The organism is Olsenella sp. SW781 (genome assembly GCF_012027725.1).
Classification (GTDB): domain Bacteria; phylum Actinomycetota; class Coriobacteriia; order Coriobacteriales; family Atopobiaceae; genus Thermophilibacter.
In genome coordinates this window covers 12589-29628 of sequence record NZ_SJOU01000010.1, presented here as the reverse complement: position 1 = coordinate 29628, position 17040 = coordinate 12589, and the positions used below count along the sequence as shown (strand labels likewise).

The window sequence follows — 17040 nt, the reverse complement described above, 5'->3', positions numbered from 1 at the left end:
TCCAGGGGGGTCAAATTAACCCCTATCGTATGTTTTGAGTAAAACGAGAGGTGAAACACCATGCGTCGTATCGTTGCTCCAAAAGTCGCGTTAGTGGTATCCGCGCTCGTTCTTACGGTCATCGCACTGGCCGCGCCGGCGAGCGCCCTCGCGTCCGGCATCGACATGTACCGCCTGTACAACCGTTGGACCGGCGAGCACTTCTACACAGCTTCGGCCTCCGAGCGCGACGGTCTTGAGGCCGTCGGCTGGCGCTACGAGGGCGTGGGCTGGGTGGCACCCGCCTCCGGCGACCCGGTCTATCGCCTCTACAACCCCTATGTGACCGGTGGCGACCACCACTACACCCCCTCGGTCGCCGAGCGGGACTCGCTCGTCGCCCAGGGCTGGCGCTACGAGGGCGTGGGCTGGGCCTCTGGCGGCGGTATCGAGGTTCTGCGCCAGTACAACCCCTACGCCTCGACCGGCACCCATAACTACACTACCAGCCGAGCCGAGAACGACAGCCTCGTCTTGGCCGGTTGGAGGGCCGAGGGCGTGGGCTGGCTCGCGGTTGGGGAGGGGAGGCTCCTCCCGCCGGAGCAGCCGAGCAACCCGCAAGACCCCGGCAGCTCCCAGCAACCCGGCAGCTCCCAGCAGCCGGGCGATCCGCAGCCGTCCGTGGTCTATTGGACGTCGGGGGGCGAGGTGTGGCATTCCACAAAGGATTGCCCTTCGCTCAAGAGGTCCACGAACATCCGCTCCGGCTCGATTGAGCAGGCTCGTGCTGCAGGGAAGAATCGCGCCTGCAGGAACTGCTGCTAGCCGCTATTCTCGACCGGGCTGGCGTCTTCAGCGTGTTTGACGAATATAGGATAGGGGCAAGGTGATGATATGAGGCGTGCTGCGCGCTCCGAGAGATGGTTTGGTCTCCTCCTCGCGGCAGTTCTGGGGTTCGTGCTCCTTTGTCCGGGGAACGCTCTTGCCGAGCCTACCGTCACCGCAGGGGCCGGCGCGGCCGACGCCTCGCGCGCCGTCTCGCAGACATACGTCTCCGGGGTTTCTAACTTCGACTATGCCCGAGACGTCCTTGCTCGCGTGAACTCCGAGAGGGCGGCCGCCGGCCTGGCTCCTCTCGTCCTCGATGCGGAGCTCACCAACGCTGCCATGCTGCGCGCGGGCGAGACCTCGGTTCTCTTTAGTCACTCACGTCCCAACGGGACGCCATGCTTTGACGTCTCGGACAAGGCGTACGGAGAGAACATTGCCATGGGATACAGGACGCCGGCGGCGGTTATGCAGGGCTGGATGAGCAGCCCGGGGCATAGGGCGAACATCCTGGGCTCCGATTATCGCTCCGTCGGGATCGGCTGCGTCAACGTTGGCGGGAGCTATTACTGGGTCCAGCTGTTTGGGTTTGACTCCGCTGAGGGGGCCATTCCCACCGGGTCGTACTCGGTCACCATGCCCGTGCTCGGCATCGTCACGGGTGGATATGGCGACACGAACGTGATGCAGCGCCTGTACAACTCCTATACGGGCGAGCACTTCTACACCGCCAACGTCACGGAGACGTACAGTCTCATCGCGGTCGGCTGGCGCTACGAGGGCGTGGGCTGGACTGCCCCGGCCTCCGGCGACCCCGTCTACCGCCTCTACAACCCCTACGTGACCGGCGGCGACCACCACTACACGCTCTCCGCCGAGGAGCGCGACGGGCTCGTGGAGGCCGGCTGGCGCTACGAGGGCGTGGGCTGGTACTCCGCCCCGGCCTCGACCGGCGTGCCGCTCTACCGACAGTACAACCCGTTCGCGACGACCGGCACGCACAACTACACGACGAGCAGGGACGAGAACGACCACCTCGTCTCCGTGGGCTGGCGCGAGGAGGGTGTGGGCTGGTACGGGGTGTAGCCAAGGGGGCATGACGTTGACTTGCGACGAGCAATCCTGCGGCATGGCAAGGCAACTTATTCGCCGGGGAGGCCTACGCGGTCGTACCTTCCTGTGCCGCTCGCTGCGAAGACATTTCAGTTGCGCGGCACTTTTCACCGGCACATTTTTCGTTCCCTTCTTCTCGCGCTGACTGATACGCAGAATTAGGCAAAGGTTCGAATAGAGGTGAGAAAACATGGAGATGGGTTTGTGCAGGGGGAGAGGGCTTGTGGTAACGCTATCCGCGCTCCTTTTGATGTTGCTCGCTTTCACTAGGGTCGCTCATGCAGAGACTGCTATGGTTGCGAGAGTCGGAGAAGCTGAATTTTCGTCGCTGGAAGCTGCGATTAACGCCTCGGAAAGCGGCGATACGGTTGTCCTGCTAAATGACGCAAACGGCGACAAGCAAATTAGTATATCTGATAACAAAAATCTGACGATTGATTTTTCTGGATACACGTATGAAGTATGCGATAGCGTAGATTCAAATTCTGCATCGTCGTATTTTGGCTTTGCAGTCCCAGGCACCTCGATTGTCTCCTTTAGAAATGGGACTATCAAGGTTTCGGACGATGCGGAGAGAGCGCGCGGCGCCATCACCAGTCGGGGGTCTGTTTCCTTCGACGATGTGAACGTCGTGGGAGGCGATTATATGGCCTCTCCGCTCATAGACCTCGCTGCTGGAAGCGCTGTTTTCTCAGGTGCTACAAATATCACTACCCAGTCGCCTGACGCGCCTGCGTTTTATGTAAAGCATTGGGGAGCTAGCGCCCCTGAAAAGGGGGTGCACGTACTCTTTGATGAATCGTACGAAGGGGCCGTTTCGGGCACTATTGCTTATTATTCTAGTTCTGCAGACAAGGCAACTTTGCGTATTCAGGGAAATGGGCACTTCTACTGTGTGACCGAGATGAGCTATTCGCTGGTCAAGCCATCTATATCTATCTATAGCGGCATGTTTACTCTACCTGTAGCGACAACATATTTGGCCGACGGCCTCGATGTTGTCTTAACCCCTGATGACTTATATAAGGTTGTGTCCATAGATAAGGCAAGAAAGGTGGTCTTTGACTATGGCGAGGATTTTGATGAGGAGACCGGGAAGAGCTTAGTAGAGGTAAAGGTGGAGAACGGTTCTCTAATAAAGGAACGCAAGCTACATGCGATTTACGGCTATCAGGTGTTCTGGATGTTGTCTGATGGATCGAAATACGATTTCTTGGCTCCCGTCACTGGAGATATGACTTTGACTGCGAGCAAGATCCTTCTGCCAATTGAAGTCGAAGTGGAAGCGATACAAACCTCGCTGATATCAGGTGATACAGCACACATTTATGTTTTCCCGTATTCAGAGGCTGCCGGTATCACATACGCATACGCATGGTACAAAAACGGGGTGCTAATGGATGTGGACTCAGATGCCTCAGACATCGAGGTGGAAGAAGAGGGTGTTTACGGCGTAATTGTCACGGCAACGGATCGGGAAGGGAATACTGCCACCTCTAAGCTGGTTGAGATTAACGTGACCTCTGTCGGTGCGCGGATGCACCGCCTCTACAACAGCTACACCGGTGAGCACTTCTACACGGCCTCGGCGGAGGAGTGCGACGGCCTCGTGGCGGTCGGCTGGACCGACGAGGGCCTGGGCTGGATTGCCCCGACGTCGGGCGACCCCGTCTACCGCCTCTACAACCCCTACGTGGCCGGCGGGGACCACCACTACACGCTCTCCTGGGACGAGGTCGAGACCCTGCGGGAGGCTGGCTGGGAGTACGAGGGTGTGGGCTGGCGCTCGGCGCCGGCCGCGACCGGCGTCCCGCTCTACCGTCAGTACAACCCCTTTGCGAAGACCGGCACGCACAACTACACCACGAGCAAGGAGGAGCGTGACCACCTCGTCTCCGTGGGCTGGAGGGACGAGGGGATTGCGTGGTATGGGGTTGGTGAGTCGGCTGTTGACCCGGCTCCGGACTCTGTGCCCGACCCGACCCCCGATCTAGACTTCAATCTTTCCCATGGATCGTACGAGGTTGTCATGGAGGTCGACTCGACCTACCCGCTCGCGGTTCACGGCGAGGTGAACAGACTTCCCATGCCAGCAGCCTCGTTGATCTCGGGTCCGTCCGCTACGTCGACGGCGGCGAGGGCGACAATCTCTACCTTGTCACCGCTCTCAGGACCGGCAGCGGTGATATCAAGTTCTATAACCAGGACGACGACAAGGAATTTGCGGTTTCCGTCAGGGTCGTTCCCACAGGATCTGGCGAACAGCTCACGGAGTCGGAGCTGTGGGCGGCCAGCGCCGACTACGCCCTGCGGCGTGTCAGCCGGGGCTACGACGAGGACCTTGTGCTGAGCAATGAGGTCACATCTGCCATCTCATCAAATTCCGCAGTGTTCGAGGTGTCTGCCGACGGACTTGAGGTATGCATCAATCCCGTGGGTGTCGGCGTGGCTGAGCTCTCCGTTACGGACGTGTACAGGAACGCAATGACCTTTACGGTAAAGGTTGACCGGGTGCTCGGCTAATCCTTTTGTCATTTGCTGCTATTTGTTAATTGTATAATCTGTCCAATCGGTATTTCTCGATTGACCTGGTTGCTGGAGGGGTCATCATGCCCTCCAGCAGTTTGATATAGATTCATATTATTGTGTCTCGCGTCCTTCGTGTGGGGATGCCGGAGCGTTCCTGCAGTTGTCGTCAATGGTGAATGATGCTCTATTGCTTGCAGACTGGAATTGCCAAACGGGGAAAGGGGACTCAATCAGCGACGGGCTTGGTATTGTTCAAGTTTAACGAGAGCATGCAGAGCCAGCCGCCGCATAGCTCAGGCCACTGAGCAAAGAGGTCGCCAGTTTCACAAGCCGACTGTACGATAATATCAAGAGTTGACCAGAAACGGCTTCATGCCATGGCAAACGAGGGGAGACTCCCATGCCCAAGATTCTCATGCTGTGCGGTGACTTCACCGAGGACTACGAGACGATGGTGCCGTTCCAGGCGCTCTCCATGCTCGGCTATCAGGTGGATGCCGTCTGCCCGGACAAGAAGGCCGGCGATACGGTTGCCACCGCCGTCCACGACTTCCTCGGCGAGCAGACCTACACCGAGCTGCGCGGTCACAACTTCGCGCTCACGGCGGACTTCGACGCCGTTGACACCGCCGACTACGCGGGCCTCTTCATCACCGGCGGGCGTGCTCCCGAGTACATCCGCCTGAACGCTCGCGTGCTGGAGATCGTGCGTGAGTTCTTCTCGTCGGAGAAGCCCGTCGCCGCCATCTGCCACGGCCCGCAGGTGCTTGCCGCGGCCGGTGTGCTCGAGGGCTACACCGCCACCGCCTATCCCGCGGTCGGCCCGGACATCACCCTTGCCGGTGGCACCTACAAGGAGGCGGGGATGGACGAGGCGGTCGTGGACCGCAACCTCGTGACCGCCCCGGCGTGGCCCGGCGACACTGCCATCTGCCGCGAGTTTGCCAGGCTGCTCGGTGCCAAGATTGAAATTTAGCTCTTACATATAACGTGACTCCTAGGGAAAGATAGTCTAGGGGCCGCCCCTCGCTGGGGGCGGCCCCTAGATGCGTATCGTTGCTTTGCGGAGAGGTCTATCTGTCAATCCGATAGAGCCTGAGAATTCCCGTTTCACATACGCACGTGAATCCTGGGGTTTCGGGGGTTATCGAGGAGATGCCGGAGAAGAGGGCTTCGTTATAATCTCCTCGCAGATTGATGAAGCCGCACTGGCGCTCGCCCCCACGCAGGACAAGGACGTATTCAGCATCAACAGCCTCAACTGCCGCCTGGACTTCAGAATCACTTGCATAGTCGCAGAGACGCTCGCGAATAATCCTGCTTTCCTTAGTCTCGTTCTCTCCTCCGTACCCGACAAAATTGCGATAGTAGACCCTGAGTCCATCCGTGCCATAGGTGAGAAAGCTGCCATCCATGGGGTTGTTGATAACGAGGGCGCCTTCGGGTACGGCTGACTTCATGTCCAATTTGTTGAGGAAGAGCCTCTCGCTCTCATCAAGAGGCTGTGTATAGGAGTAGGTGGCTTCGATGGCTTCGCGGAAGTCGCCAAACGTGGTGTGAACGCTCTTCGGCCAGTCGCGCGTCTCCACATTCTTATATTCGGCCTGCTCCTTTGCGGAGTACTCGTGGTGGAGTCCGGGGAGGTTGAACTCGGGCATGAAGTTGATGCCAAGAAAAAGAGCGGCGGCGGCTCCGGCAACGATTGCCCCGTGTGGCTTGGTCCTCGTTCCCTTGCTATTGGCGGCAGCAAGCCGCATGATGGTCCCATACGCCCATAACGCTCCGAGCGTTGCAAGAGGGATGGCCGCTATGGCTGCGATGGCAGCAAGGCGCATGGGGTCGGTGTACCAGAACCCTGCGAGCAGCTGCTTGAGCTCGTCCCTGTGGGTTGCGCTGATGAGCAGGATATAGCAGATTGCAGCATATGAGGCCACGAGCCATCGTCTGCCCGGCACGTGGAGCGCCCTGATTGCGCCTACGACGACAAGGGCCCCCAGCAGAAGCTGGGCTGCCGTCTCGTAGTTGAAGCCCATGTTGTAGCAAAGCGTAAGGATGTTAATAATCTCTTGAAATGCCCATGCGAAGGGGGGCCAGACATGCGCCACGGTCTCCCTGAAGGCGGGAAGACGATAGCAGAAAATCCAGAATCCGGCGCAGAAAGCAAGGAAGAGGATGCAGAGTGAGGCCTTCTGCAGAACACCCCACCCCCTCCTCGCACAGGCGGCGCATATTCTTGAGACGCAGTATGGAGCAAGGAACGCCACGCAGGTGAAAATGGTATTCGGATGGCAGAGCGCAAGCCCAATGGCGGTAATTACGAGTGCGCCGAAGATCCTCGCTCGCATGAACGGGGAGAGGTCGTCTGCGAGGAGATGGATGAAAAGCGCCATGGCGCAGGGCATGAGGGCGAAGCCGGCGATGTTGGCGTATACGGGCCCAAAGGCCAGAAGGTTCCACGGAAAGGCAACAAAGGCGAGGGAGACAAGGGCCCCGCAGAGGTGTGCCGCTCTTGATTGGGGGAAGAGAACGCCGAGTAGGGCAAGCACCGAGAGGGGGAACGCGAGGCAGGAGAGGACAAACATGGAGACGTTGATGACGAGGGGCACGGAACAACCCGTCATCTGGACGACGAGCGCGCAGGCGGCATGCCATGCGGCTGGATAAAAGCCGCTGTTCCCAAGAGGATCTATTGCCTGATCGGCCAGCGACAGGTATGGCCCCACGTTGAGCGAGGTGAAGGTGCCCGAGCCAGACATGGCCTGGATGAGGTTGAGGTGCTGAGTGACATCGTATGCTTGGAAGAGGGCATCGGGAGTGCCAAGGCGCGACAGGAATAGGTTGTACCCAAGGGCGATGCCAAGAATGAGGTATATGGGAGCTATCCAGGGTTCTATGTGCGGAAATGCGAGATGGAGTCCTTTCCTGCGGGTGACAAGAAGCGCGAGGGCGGGAAGCATGATAAGAATGCCAAGCAGCAGCACCGGGGTGGAGGGAACGTGGACGAGTGCGAGAGCCTGTCCCACAATGGCGATGAGCGAGAGGCTGAGGATGGGCGCGAGGAGTAGTGGCCAGATGCCACGTGCCCCGAGTGTGCGCATCACGAGGTATCCGGGAACCAGAAGGATGGATGACATAACCAGAGAAATCAGAGCAAACTCACCCCACATCTACTATCACCTCACGGAAATACCCGGCTCATTAGAGAAACGGGCAGAAGATCAATCGAAAAAGCGTGTATAACTATAGCTCAATGACATGCTGCGACTGGGTGCCCAAAGCCTCTGAAACTCATATGTCCGTCATCTAGATTTACAAATTCGGCGGACAATGCTCTTTTGCACAGTGGTGATGCCGGCGTCTCCCCGCGCCGTCGCGCCTATAATCCCATGCTGACATAGCACACCCGCGAGAACGTCCCGCGGGGTGCCGCGGTCTCGCGACGTGGTGGTCCAGGGCGCGGCATCCCGCGGGGCGCCGAGGACCACCACCATGTGTGCGAAGAGGATGAGGATGCCCTCGGCGTCGGCGACGCCGTGGGACGGCCTCCCGGACTCGGACCTGACGCCCGCCCAGGCGCTCGTGGCCCGGGCCCACCGCGAGGCCTACGACGCGCGTCACGCCCCGCTCGAGGGCGAGGCCGCGTTCTTCAACGCCTACGGGCGCGACGCGTGCCCGCGCTGCGGCTCCCCCGACGTCGTGCGCGACGGCCACGACGCGCGCGGGGTCCGGCGGTGGCTCTGCCGCTCCTGCCGGCGCTCGTTCACCCCGATGACCGGGACGATCTTCGAGGGGTGTTTTGCTTCAATTGGATTTGAGCCGCTCCGTCACGAATAGCTGAGCCACCAACGTCACCAAAACTGAGCCGCCTGCCGAGGCGGTGCCCGACAAGGGGCCGGGCACCGCCAAGCTCTAGTAGATTCCTCGCCGTAGGTTTCCCCAAACCACGGACGAGGAGGACGACGAGAGGATGACGATGCCCAAGTCAACACAAGAATGTATCAGAGAGATGGCGATTCGCGGCTGCTCGCAGAGGAAGATCGCCTCCGCCCTCGGCGTCAGCAGGAACACGGTCGCGAAGTACGCGTCCGCGTCGCTCTCGCCGGAGCCGCCGGTCAAGCGCGCCCGGGAGAGCCCCACCATGGAGCCGTACGCGGACCTCGTCCGCGGGTGGCTCGCCTCCGATCTCGCCGCGCTGTGTTTAGTTAAGCCTGACTTTCGGTTTTGAGCACAGATTTCTTTCGGGTTCTGGCGCGCAACTTTTTCGAGTTTCGTCACGGGCGCGCCGCCGTCTCTACCTTCCCGACTTTCCCAGCATGAGGGACTCCTCGAGCCTGTGGCTGGGTCCGCCGAACTCCACGAGCCTGCCGTGGTGCACCACGCGGTCGACGATGGCCGCCGCGAGCCTGTCGTCCGCGAAGACCGTGCCCCACCTGCCGGACCCGACGCCGGCGGCGGATGTCACGCCCCCTCTCGCGGCCGTCCGACACGGCCCGGCACGGGGCCCCGCCCCGCCCGCGTCAAAGGGCACGTGGCCGAACTCGCCCGGGACCAGGAGCCTCGCCCTGGCCACGTCGGCGAGCAGCCGGCCGGGCGTCCCCTCCCGCTTGGCCTTGCCGAGCCGCGGCACCGGCCGCGCGGCCAGCCAGAACCCCGCGGGGTAGCCCGCCGAGGTCGCGGCGATTCCGAGGGCGGTGGCCATGTGGGTCTTGCCGCGCCCCGTCTGGCCGCAGGAGACCAGGTCCTCCGCGTCGCGCACGAACGCCAGCGAGAGCATCTCGTCGCGGCCCCAGCCGTCGGGGAACGCGACGTCGGGCCGGCCGAGGCCCCCGGCCGACTTGGGCACGGGGAACCTCGCCTGCCTGAGCAGGCGCGCCCGCCTCGCCCCGTCGTGGCGGGAGGCCCCCGACGCGGGCGTCGCCGCGCGCGGCCGCCTGGCCCGGCGTCGCGGAGGCGAGGAAGGCGCCGATCGTGTCACCGGATATGAAGAGGGCCCTCGCGGCCCCGCGGAAGGCAGCCTGGGCGGCCTCACGCTCCGAGCTCGTCCGCGGCATGCCGCCCGCCTCCCTCGAGCAGCCTCAGCGCCCTGTCGTAGACGCCCAGGTCGACCTCCTCGTCGTACTCGACTCGCCCGTCCCCCGAGGCGGCCCTGGCGGCCGAGAGGGCGACCGAGGCGCGGTCGACGCCTCCGGTCGCCGCGAGCGAGCTCGACACGCCCCCCCCGCGGCGGCGCCCCACCCGCGCTCCGCGCCCTCGCGCGCGGCGCCCCGGGGTCGGCGGCGAGCTCGGCGGGCGCCTCGGAGTCGAGGAAGGCGACGAGCTCGGCGGGCAGCGACGCCCTCACGCTCGAGTCCCTCCACCCGGCGGGCCTCATGCACAGGAGCCTCAGCCGCAGCGTCGGGTCCGAGCTGTCGGTCGGGGCCTGTCCCACTCGCGCTCGTAGGCGGCGACGACCTCCCCGGTCTCGCAGTCGCAGACCGCGACGTCGAAGGCGCCGAGCGCGACGGCGACCTCGCGGCGCGCGTAGGCGGGGCCGGCCGAGTAGCGGTGCGCCCCGCCGACCGTGATCGTGCCCTGCTTGTTGCACCTCCTGGTCTCCCACCTCACGCACGAGAACGCCGCCGGCGGCAGCGGCGAGAGCGCCTCCCTGTCCTCTCCGAACAGCTCGGACTCGGGCGTGCCGAGCCCGTGGCGGCGCTTGCCCTCGCTCAGGTCGAGGCAGTCTTCGAGCAGCCTGCGGTTGAACGCGCGGACGTCGTGGAACGACGGGACGGGGACGAAGAGGTTCCTCCTGTGGCAGCCGACCTTGTTCTCGACGCTGCCCTTCTCGTTGCCCGAGTAGGGGTTGGCGAGGGTGTAGTCGAGCCCGTGGTGAGCCGCGAAGCGGCGGAAGAGCTCGGACGTCCTCACCTCCCCGCCGACGCGCCTGCCGACCTCGGTGGCGTTGTCGAAGACTGCCCTCCTGGGCACGCCGCCGACGAACTCGAAGACGTTGCGGAGCCCCTGGCAGACGCACTCGGCCGTCTCGCCCCAGAAGACCTGGGTGAGCCCGACGTTGGAGTGCGGGAAGGTGACCGTCAGGTACTCGCCCCTGGTGACCACGCCGCGGACCCTGAAGTCCGCCTCGCCGAAGTCAACCTGGACCTCGCCGGGCAGCCACCTCAGCGTCAGGAACCCCTCGGCGTCCCTGCGGTCGCGCTCGCGGGCCATCTCCTCGCGGCGGCGCTTGACGTAGCGCTGCACGGTGGAGTAGCTGCCCGTGTAGCCCTCCTCGTCGCGGAGCCTCACGTAGACCCTCGTCGCCGTGTGGCGCTGCTTGCGCCAGTTCCTGCAGTCGTCGTCGAGCCAGGAGTCGATCGTCTCCTCGTATGGCGCGAGGACCTCGCTCTCGGGCTCGCGCCGCCTCGGGGGCTCGGGCGACAGGTCCTCCATCCTGGCGTACTTCCTGACCGTCGGCTCCGACGCTCCGACCGCCCTCGCGATCGAGGCGATTGGCTCGCCGCCCCTGGCCCTCTTGCGCATGTCCTCTATCTTGTCCACGCCGATCATTCCTCTCTGGCCCTCCTCACGTCGTAAACGGAAGCAGCGACATTGTTGGGCCGATTGCGGATGGTCGGCGTGCCCATGCTCAAAGCCGAAAGAATTTCGTGCTCAGACCCGAAACTTTCCGACGCTCAAACCCGCAACTTCGAGGCTATCAAACACACCGCGCCGCCGAAGCAGCGTCACACCGCCCGCAGGGTGTTCGACCGCTTGGTTGGCGAGGAGGGCTTCCGCGGCTCGCTCTCTACCGTGGAGCGCTCCGTCAGGGAGTGGAAGGAGTCCCGCGCGCCGGCCGCGTCGGAGGGGTTCCCGGGGCTCTCGTGGCCCCCCGGCTCCGCCCAGGGGGACTACGGCGTCGCGCCCGCGCTCATCGGCGGCGTCGAGGAGCGCGCTCACGAGCTCGTCATCTCTCTCTCCCGCACTCAAACGCCCGCTGGGCGAGCTGCTCGATGTCCGAGCGGTCGGAGTGCCTCTGCGAGTCGATGCTCGCCGTGTTCGAGCACATCGGGGGCGTGCCCCCGGTGCTCGTCCTCGACAACGCCACGGAGGCGGGGCGGCGGCTGGCTGGGGTGGTCCGGGAGAGCTCCCTGTTCGCCGCCTTCCGGCAGCACCACGGCCTCGCGGTCCGCTTCTGCAACCCCCCGCTCCGGGCACGAGAAGGGGTCGGCGGGGAACGCGGTCGGGTTCCTGAGGCGCAACCTGATGGTGCCGGTCCCCGAGGCCCCGGACCTCCGGGCGCCCGACGCGCGCCTGCTCGCCGGCTGCGACGCGCCGCCCGGCCGCGAGCACTACCGCGAGGGGGTCCCGGTCCGGCGGCTGCTCGCCGGGGACGCCGCCGCGCTCCTGCCCCTGCCGGGCGCGAGGTTCGACTGCGTGCGCTGGGAGAGGAGGCGCGCGGACCGGGAGGGCAGGGTCGAGGTCGACGGCACCCCCTGCTGCGCCGGCCCCCATTGGCACGGGAGGTGGATGCTCGTCGGCCTCAGGGCCGAGACCGTCGAGATCATGGACGAGCGGGGCAGATCCGCCGCGACCCTGCCGAGGTCGTGGTCGGGCGGAGGGGCGACCGTCCTCGGCCCCGCGACGCCCATGCCCGCCGTGGCCGCCCGCCCGAGGTCGTGGGAGCAGTCGCAGCTCAGGTCGGCGGTGCCCCCGGCGCTCCGCGAGGGCCTCGACAGGTGCGGGCCGGAGGATCGCCGTCAGGTGCTCCGCGCGCTCCGGCGCGCCGCGGAGTCGAGCGGCTTCGAGGCCGCTGCGCGGGCGGCGGCCGGCATCTTCGAGGCCGGCAGGGTCCCCGATGCCGCCGGAGTGGACCTCCTCGCCCGCCGCGCCCCCGGGGCGGAGCCCGTCGCCGGCGGTGGCCTGGCGGCCTGCGACGGCCTGGCGGCGAGGAGGTGACGGCGTTGGCCGGGGTCGAGGGGATGGTGGCGGCGGGCGCCCGCTGCTCGCCCGCCAAGTCGGTCCTTGCCGAGTGGGCCGCCTCCGGGACCCCGAGGCAGAGGGAGTGCCTGCTCGGCTACCTCGAGGCTGAGGGGGCCTCGCGCGACGCGTCGAAGCGCGCGCAGCTGCCCGGGCGCTGCGCCCTGCCGCAGGCGAAGTCGCTCGACGGCTACGACTGGTCGTCGGTGTCGTGGCCGGAGGGCTTCGGGCGCGCCGACCCGGGGGAGCTCTCCTTCGTCGGCCCCTGCGAGGACCTCGTGCTGATGGGCGACGTCGGCACGGGGAAGACGCACCTAGCGTGCGCGCTGGCGGCAATGTGCTGCGCGAGGGGCTGGGAGGCGCGCTTCTTCACCGCCTCGTCGCTCGTGCTCAGGCTGAGGCGCGCGAGGGACGAGGGGAGGCTGGACAGGGAGCTCTCACAGCTGGGACGCGCGCGGATGCTGGTAATCGACGAGCTCGGGTTCCTGCCGCTCGACGCCGACGGCGCGCGGCTCCTGTTCCAGGTGATCTCGGAGGGTTACGAGAGGCAGTCGGCGGTGATTACGACCAACCTCGAGTTCTCCCGCTGGGGCCAGACGTTCGGCGACGAGCAGATGGCGGCGGCCGTGATCGACCGCGTGGCGCGCCACGGCAGGCTGCTCCGGTTCAGGGGGCAGTCCTATCGCGTGAGGCACGCACTCATGCGTGGGGACGGCGATGGCTCATAGCGGATGACGATGCGGCTCAGGTCTTCGTGACGCGGTTGGCTCAAAATGGCTTGACGGAACACATGAAAATGGGGTAAAGGTAACGTTGCGTAGGGTGGGGCCATCGTGATGAGGACTGGATTCAGGGAGAAGAAGTCCGGAGCGGCTATCCGTGCGTTCGTTGCGATAGCGGCTCTCTTCGGTGCTCTCCTTGTTCCGGCACGTGTGTTGGCAGCGGAGGATGGCGTTACGATGCGGCGTCTCTACAACCGCTATACGGGCGAGCATTTCTACACGGCGAGCGTGGAAGAGGCGGACAGCCTCGAGATGCGTGGATGGGAGTACGAGGGGGTCGGTTGGTACGCGCCGAGGTCGGGGGCTCCCGTCTACCATTTGTATAACCCATGGGTCTCCGGCGGAGACCACCACTACACGCTCTCCTCTGTGGAGCGCACCAGTCTCGTCGCTCACGGCTGGCGTGATGAAGGTGTTGGCTGGTACTCAGTTTTGGGTGAGGAGGGTGTTCCCCTTTACCGCCAGTACAACCCCTATGCGGTCACGGGCACTCACAATTACACGACGTCCAGTGCCGAGAGAGCCCACTTGCTTTCTGCGGGCTGGCGCGATGAGGGAATCGGCTGGCGCGGTGCGCGTGAGGGCCACGGGATAACGGACGAGGAATTTGCGGAAAGGGCTCGCGTACAGCTGGGGGTTCCCGACCTTCCGTCCATCACATATCGGATTGGCACCCCGTATTACTGGGAAGGTGCTGACATAATGCTGAGGCCAATTGCGTTCTACCAGGACGGCAAGCTCGTTGCATTTGCCGACTGCACGCTGAGCGGGAGTCTTGGCAGGAACATCTGGGGGTATACCGCGCCGTAGGGGCGTGCCCACGCTCGGAACAGGTTCTTTCTTGACTTGCATGATTACGATGGCGGCAAGTGTGGGCCGGACATTGTCCTTAGGAACTCCTGCCATGACGAGCTTCCCCATGTCATTTGCAGGGGTGGTCTATGCAGGCAAAGCCAATGCTAGAACGGTCATGTATTCGATTATTCGTCTGTTACTGAGGACTCCTGTACTGGTGCAGCGCATATAGCCGAGAAGAATGAGATTTTGAGAGTCTAGGCTGCCGGGCAAGAAGGCTTGGCGGTCTTTTCGGCGTCGAGCGCCGTGCCCCTCTGGCGCCAGTGCCACCTCGTCGCCGAGGCTGGAGCCCCCACAGCTACACCGCGAGCAAGGTCGAGCGGGATGGTCTTGTGGCAGCCGGCTGACGCGACGAGGGCGTGCTCTGCTACGGCATCGGATGGGACGCGGGCGCGCTGCTGCGATTAGGCTGGCGGTTTCTATCATAATTTATGATAGAAACCGCCAGAGAGGAGCCGGCGTGCAGTCCGTTCGTCCGGTGAGTGACCTGAGAAACAAGTTTGTGGAGATTTCTGAGGACGTGCACGAGAGCGGTCGCCCCGCTATCCTCACACGCAACGGCTGCGATGATATGGTTGTCACGAGCACGGAGTCCTTTGAGGAGTTGAGCTTCCACTCGGAGGTCCTCGTGGCGCTGCGCGAGACGGAGCGTGAGGCGGCAATCACCCAACGCTTCTCTCTCTCGACGAGGTTCTCTCGGAAGCCCGTTCGGCTGTCGCGAGGGCTGCGACTGTGGAATCTGGCCGTGTATAGGGTCGAGGTTCTTCCCTCCACTCGCGGCGATGTGGTTGATGCCGCGAGGTGCATGGCACAGGCGCTCGGTAACCCCCAAGCCGCCGAGAGCTTTCTCGACCAGTTTGAAGAGGGGTTTGTCGCTCTGCTCGATGTCGCCCTTTCTTGAAGGCCCTCGTGTGAGAGGTGAAGGAAGGCCCGGTGCGCTTCTCGTGCTGTGGGGTGGGTATGCGCCCGTCGTCTCATCGTTTGTCGTACTCGCGCTGTGTCCTCTCAGGCTGTTTTCGCTGGTGGGCTTGCGATGGACGGGTGCGACAGCATCGCCCTTTGTCGTGCCGCTTGCCATCATCCTTCTGTTCTATCGAGCCTCCGCCTTGTCTCGTGGCGTTTCGCACTTGAAGCTCGAGATGGGGGATACAGCTGCGCGCAAGCTGATGGGGAGTTGCATATCCCTGCATTCATCATTGGATTGCCGCCTGCGAGCTCGAGCTCGTCAACAGTGACGTGCTCGGTCATCGCCTGCAGCACTTAAGCGAGCTTTCCTGAGGTAGGCGGTGCTTTGAAGAAGCTGATACCCTTAACATGACGAGGGACGCCCCGCTTCCTGGCGTAGGATCCCGTGAGCGAAATATGCCCATTGAGTAATTAAGTTCTGCCCAGTACGCAGCAACCGATTCATTGCGGTTGTCTGCGGCTTAGCAGTCCGACTAAATATATGATGGTGTAGTGGGGGCATTTTTGAGGAAACGACGGGATATGCTCCTGTACCATCCGGCTCCTTAATTGTGACTAAAAACAAAAATGTTGCGCAACTAATTGCGACAGAGTTATGATAAACGCCATCCGCAACAGCGGCTTGCTTTGGGCAAGATGGGACAAAGAGGAGAGCGATACATACATGAAGAGAAGAACTGGAGGGACTCTCGCGGTAACCGCTGGGCTCGCGATAGCGGTTGCGCTGAGCCCCGTTGCTCTGCCGATTACCTCGGCATATGCTGAAGAGGGCAACACTGCCTCGAGTCCTGTGTCAGTGCAGGATGCAGGTAGCCCGGAGGACAAGTCGGCCCTCGGCTGGCATTACGGCAACTGGGAGAATTCGCATCTGTACGTTGATCTGGTCTTCCCATGGGGTATCTGCGACCTCTGTGGCGCGCCCTACTGGGATGGGTTTGGGCCAGGCTGTGGCGATGACCAGGAGCCGGAACAGCAGCAGGGTTTCATCACCTTCCAGTGCACTGACCCCGAGAGCGGCGCCTCAACGATGCAGGACGTCGAGGGTCCCATCGTCGATGGCAAGATGACCATATCCGAGGTGCCCGATCCCGTCGTGTTCGAGGGGTATGACTTTGTCGGCTGGTCCGTTTGCGGTGGCGCTCCCGTCTCCGCGGACCAGCTCATGGGGCTTGAGGTCAGTCCGTACATCGTTATCGAGGCGGTGTACGAGCCTTCGGCATCCGATCCCGTGATCGAGACACATATGGTTACCTTTGATGACCAAATCGACGAGACGGAGAACCTCGTGGTCGAGGTTGAGGACGGGGACGCCGTTGCCGAGCCGGAGGTTGATCCGACGCGCGAGGGCTACTCCTTCGAGGGCTGGTACACCGAGCCGGCGTGCCTCACGCCCTATGACTTCTCCTCTGCCGTGACGAGCGACATCACGCTCTACGCCAAGTGGGTTGAGGTCGAGGATCCTTCGATCGATCCCGATGATCCTGTCATCGTTCCCGAGGATCCGGACACGAATCCGGATGATTCCGGCGCTAACCCGGAGAATCCCGGCGATGACTCCGAAGACCCGAACGGCGGCGCCCAGACTTCCGGTGCGACATCCGATGACAAGGCCGACTCTGGGGACGACGCACTCCCGGAGACCGGTGACGCTACGGTTGCCGTTTCGGGCATTGCTGCGCTCGGCGTCACCGCGGCTGGCGTTGGTGCGCTTCTTAGGCGCCGGAGCTAAGTCGTACGAGAAGGGCCCACTTGCTCAGGGCGACAGAATGCGCGTGAATTAAGCACCCTGAGAGCTTCGTGGAAGCGACAGGCCTCCGCCATCGCACTTTGCTCGCGGCGCGAGCCCGCGCGATGGCGGAGGCCTTCTGCACAGCCTGCTCATGCGATGAGAAAAAGGAGGCTGCCTCAGAGCTCGATTGGACTCTCTCGGACGGAACCCGGGGGCACGCAGAACTGCTTCTCGAGTGACTCGCCTCGGGATGTGACACCCACCAAAAACGCTGAAGAGCCCTTTTTTGGCATATCTGTAAAC

The 17040-nt window shown here is 63.3% G+C and carries 16 protein-coding genes; 12 read left to right on the top strand and 4 right to left on the bottom strand.

What is annotated here, in order from left to right:
- Window positions 1–93: 93 nt before the first annotated feature.
- The 5 genes from E0L17_RS10945 to E0L17_RS07065 all read left to right on the top strand — a co-directional run bounded on the left by E0L17_RS10945 (window position 94) and on the right by E0L17_RS07065 (window position 5425).
- Window positions 94–804 (top strand): hypothetical protein, encoded by a 711-nt coding sequence (locus tag E0L17_RS10945; protein WP_206109054.1) that lies wholly within the window; start codon window positions 94–96, stop codon window positions 802–804.
- 69 nt (window positions 805–873) lie between these two features.
- Entirely contained in the window at window positions 874–1893 is a 1020-nt protein-coding gene (locus E0L17_RS07080; RefSeq protein WP_167930558.1) for a CAP domain-containing protein, read from the top strand.
- 217 nt (window positions 1894–2110) lie between these two features.
- The gene (locus tag E0L17_RS10940) at window positions 2111–4270 is read left to right on the top strand and encodes a hypothetical protein (protein WP_206109053.1); all 2160 of its coding nucleotides are present in this window, start codon (window positions 2111–2113) and stop codon (window positions 4268–4270) included.
- Complete coding sequence (locus tag E0L17_RS07070) at window positions 4264–4443, top strand: hypothetical protein (protein ID WP_167930557.1); 180 nt, start codon at window positions 4264–4266, stop codon at window positions 4441–4443. Before E0L17_RS10940 ends, E0L17_RS07070 begins: the two co-directional genes overlap by 7 nt.
- A 406-nt stretch (window positions 4444–4849) precedes the next feature.
- The gene (locus tag E0L17_RS07065; RefSeq protein WP_167930556.1) at window positions 4850–5425 is read left to right on the top strand and encodes a DJ-1/PfpI family protein; all 576 of its coding nucleotides are present in this window, start codon (window positions 4850–4852) and stop codon (window positions 5423–5425) included.
- Between the two features lie 97 nt (window positions 5426–5522).
- Here the strand turns inward: E0L17_RS07065 and E0L17_RS07060 are convergent, their stop codons facing one another.
- On the bottom strand, window positions 5523–7616 hold the full coding sequence (locus E0L17_RS07060; RefSeq protein ID WP_167930555.1) for a DUF6541 family protein: 2094 nt from the start codon (window positions 7614–7616) through the stop codon (window positions 5523–5525).
- 322 nt (window positions 7617–7938) lie between these two features.
- Here E0L17_RS07060 and E0L17_RS07055 point away from each other — a divergent pair, with 322 nt between their 5' ends.
- Both E0L17_RS07055 and E0L17_RS07050 read left to right on the top strand, forming a co-directional pair.
- Window positions 7939–8283 (top strand): IS1/IS1595 family N-terminal zinc-binding domain-containing protein, encoded by a 345-nt coding sequence (locus E0L17_RS07055; protein ID WP_167930554.1) that lies wholly within the window; start codon window positions 7939–7941, stop codon window positions 8281–8283.
- Window positions 8284–8455: 172 nt separating this feature from the next.
- Complete coding sequence (locus E0L17_RS07050; protein WP_167930553.1) at window positions 8456–8674, top strand: helix-turn-helix domain-containing protein; 219 nt, start codon at window positions 8456–8458, stop codon at window positions 8672–8674.
- Window positions 8675–8740: 66 nt separating this feature from the next.
- Here E0L17_RS07050 and E0L17_RS07045 read toward each other — a convergent pair whose 3' ends face one another.
- The 3 genes from E0L17_RS07045 to istA form a co-directional block, all read right to left on the bottom strand.
- On the bottom strand, window positions 8741–9292 hold the full coding sequence (locus E0L17_RS07045) for an ATP-binding protein (RefSeq protein ID WP_167930552.1): 552 nt from the start codon (window positions 9290–9292) through the stop codon (window positions 8741–8743).
- A 182-nt stretch (window positions 9293–9474) separates the two neighbouring features.
- Window positions 9475–9660, bottom strand: coding sequence for a hypothetical protein (locus E0L17_RS07040; protein WP_167930551.1), 186 nt, complete (start codon window positions 9658–9660; stop codon window positions 9475–9477).
- 171 nt (window positions 9661–9831) lie between these two features.
- Entirely contained in the window at window positions 9832–10986 is a 1155-nt protein-coding gene (gene istA / locus E0L17_RS07035) for an IS21 family transposase (protein ID WP_167930550.1), read from the bottom strand.
- 705 nt (window positions 10987–11691) lie between these two features.
- On the opposite strand from istA, the gene E0L17_RS07030 reads away from it, so the two are divergent.
- The 5 genes from E0L17_RS07030 (at window position 11692) to E0L17_RS07010 (ending at window position 16737) form a co-directional block, all read left to right on the top strand.
- A complete protein-coding gene (locus E0L17_RS07030; protein ID WP_167930549.1) occupies window positions 11692–12384 on the top strand; it encodes a hypothetical protein in 693 nt (230 codons plus the stop codon).
- A 5-nt stretch (window positions 12385–12389) separates the two neighbouring features.
- Window positions 12390–13133 (top strand): IS21-like element helper ATPase IstB, encoded by a 744-nt coding sequence (gene istB / locus E0L17_RS07025; protein ID WP_286163356.1) that lies wholly within the window; start codon window positions 12390–12392, stop codon window positions 13131–13133.
- 108 nt (window positions 13134–13241) lie between these two features.
- A complete protein-coding gene (locus tag E0L17_RS10935; protein WP_206109052.1) occupies window positions 13242–13997 on the top strand; it encodes a hypothetical protein in 756 nt (251 codons plus the stop codon).
- Between the two features lie 505 nt (window positions 13998–14502).
- The gene (locus E0L17_RS07015) at window positions 14503–14943 is read left to right on the top strand and encodes a type II toxin-antitoxin system Phd/YefM family antitoxin (RefSeq protein WP_167930548.1); all 441 of its coding nucleotides are present in this window, start codon (window positions 14503–14505) and stop codon (window positions 14941–14943) included.
- Between the two features lie 660 nt (window positions 14944–15603).
- Entirely contained in the window at window positions 15604–16737 is a 1134-nt protein-coding gene (locus tag E0L17_RS07010; protein ID WP_167930547.1) for an InlB B-repeat-containing protein, read from the top strand.
- Window positions 16738–17040 lie beyond the last annotated feature (303 nt).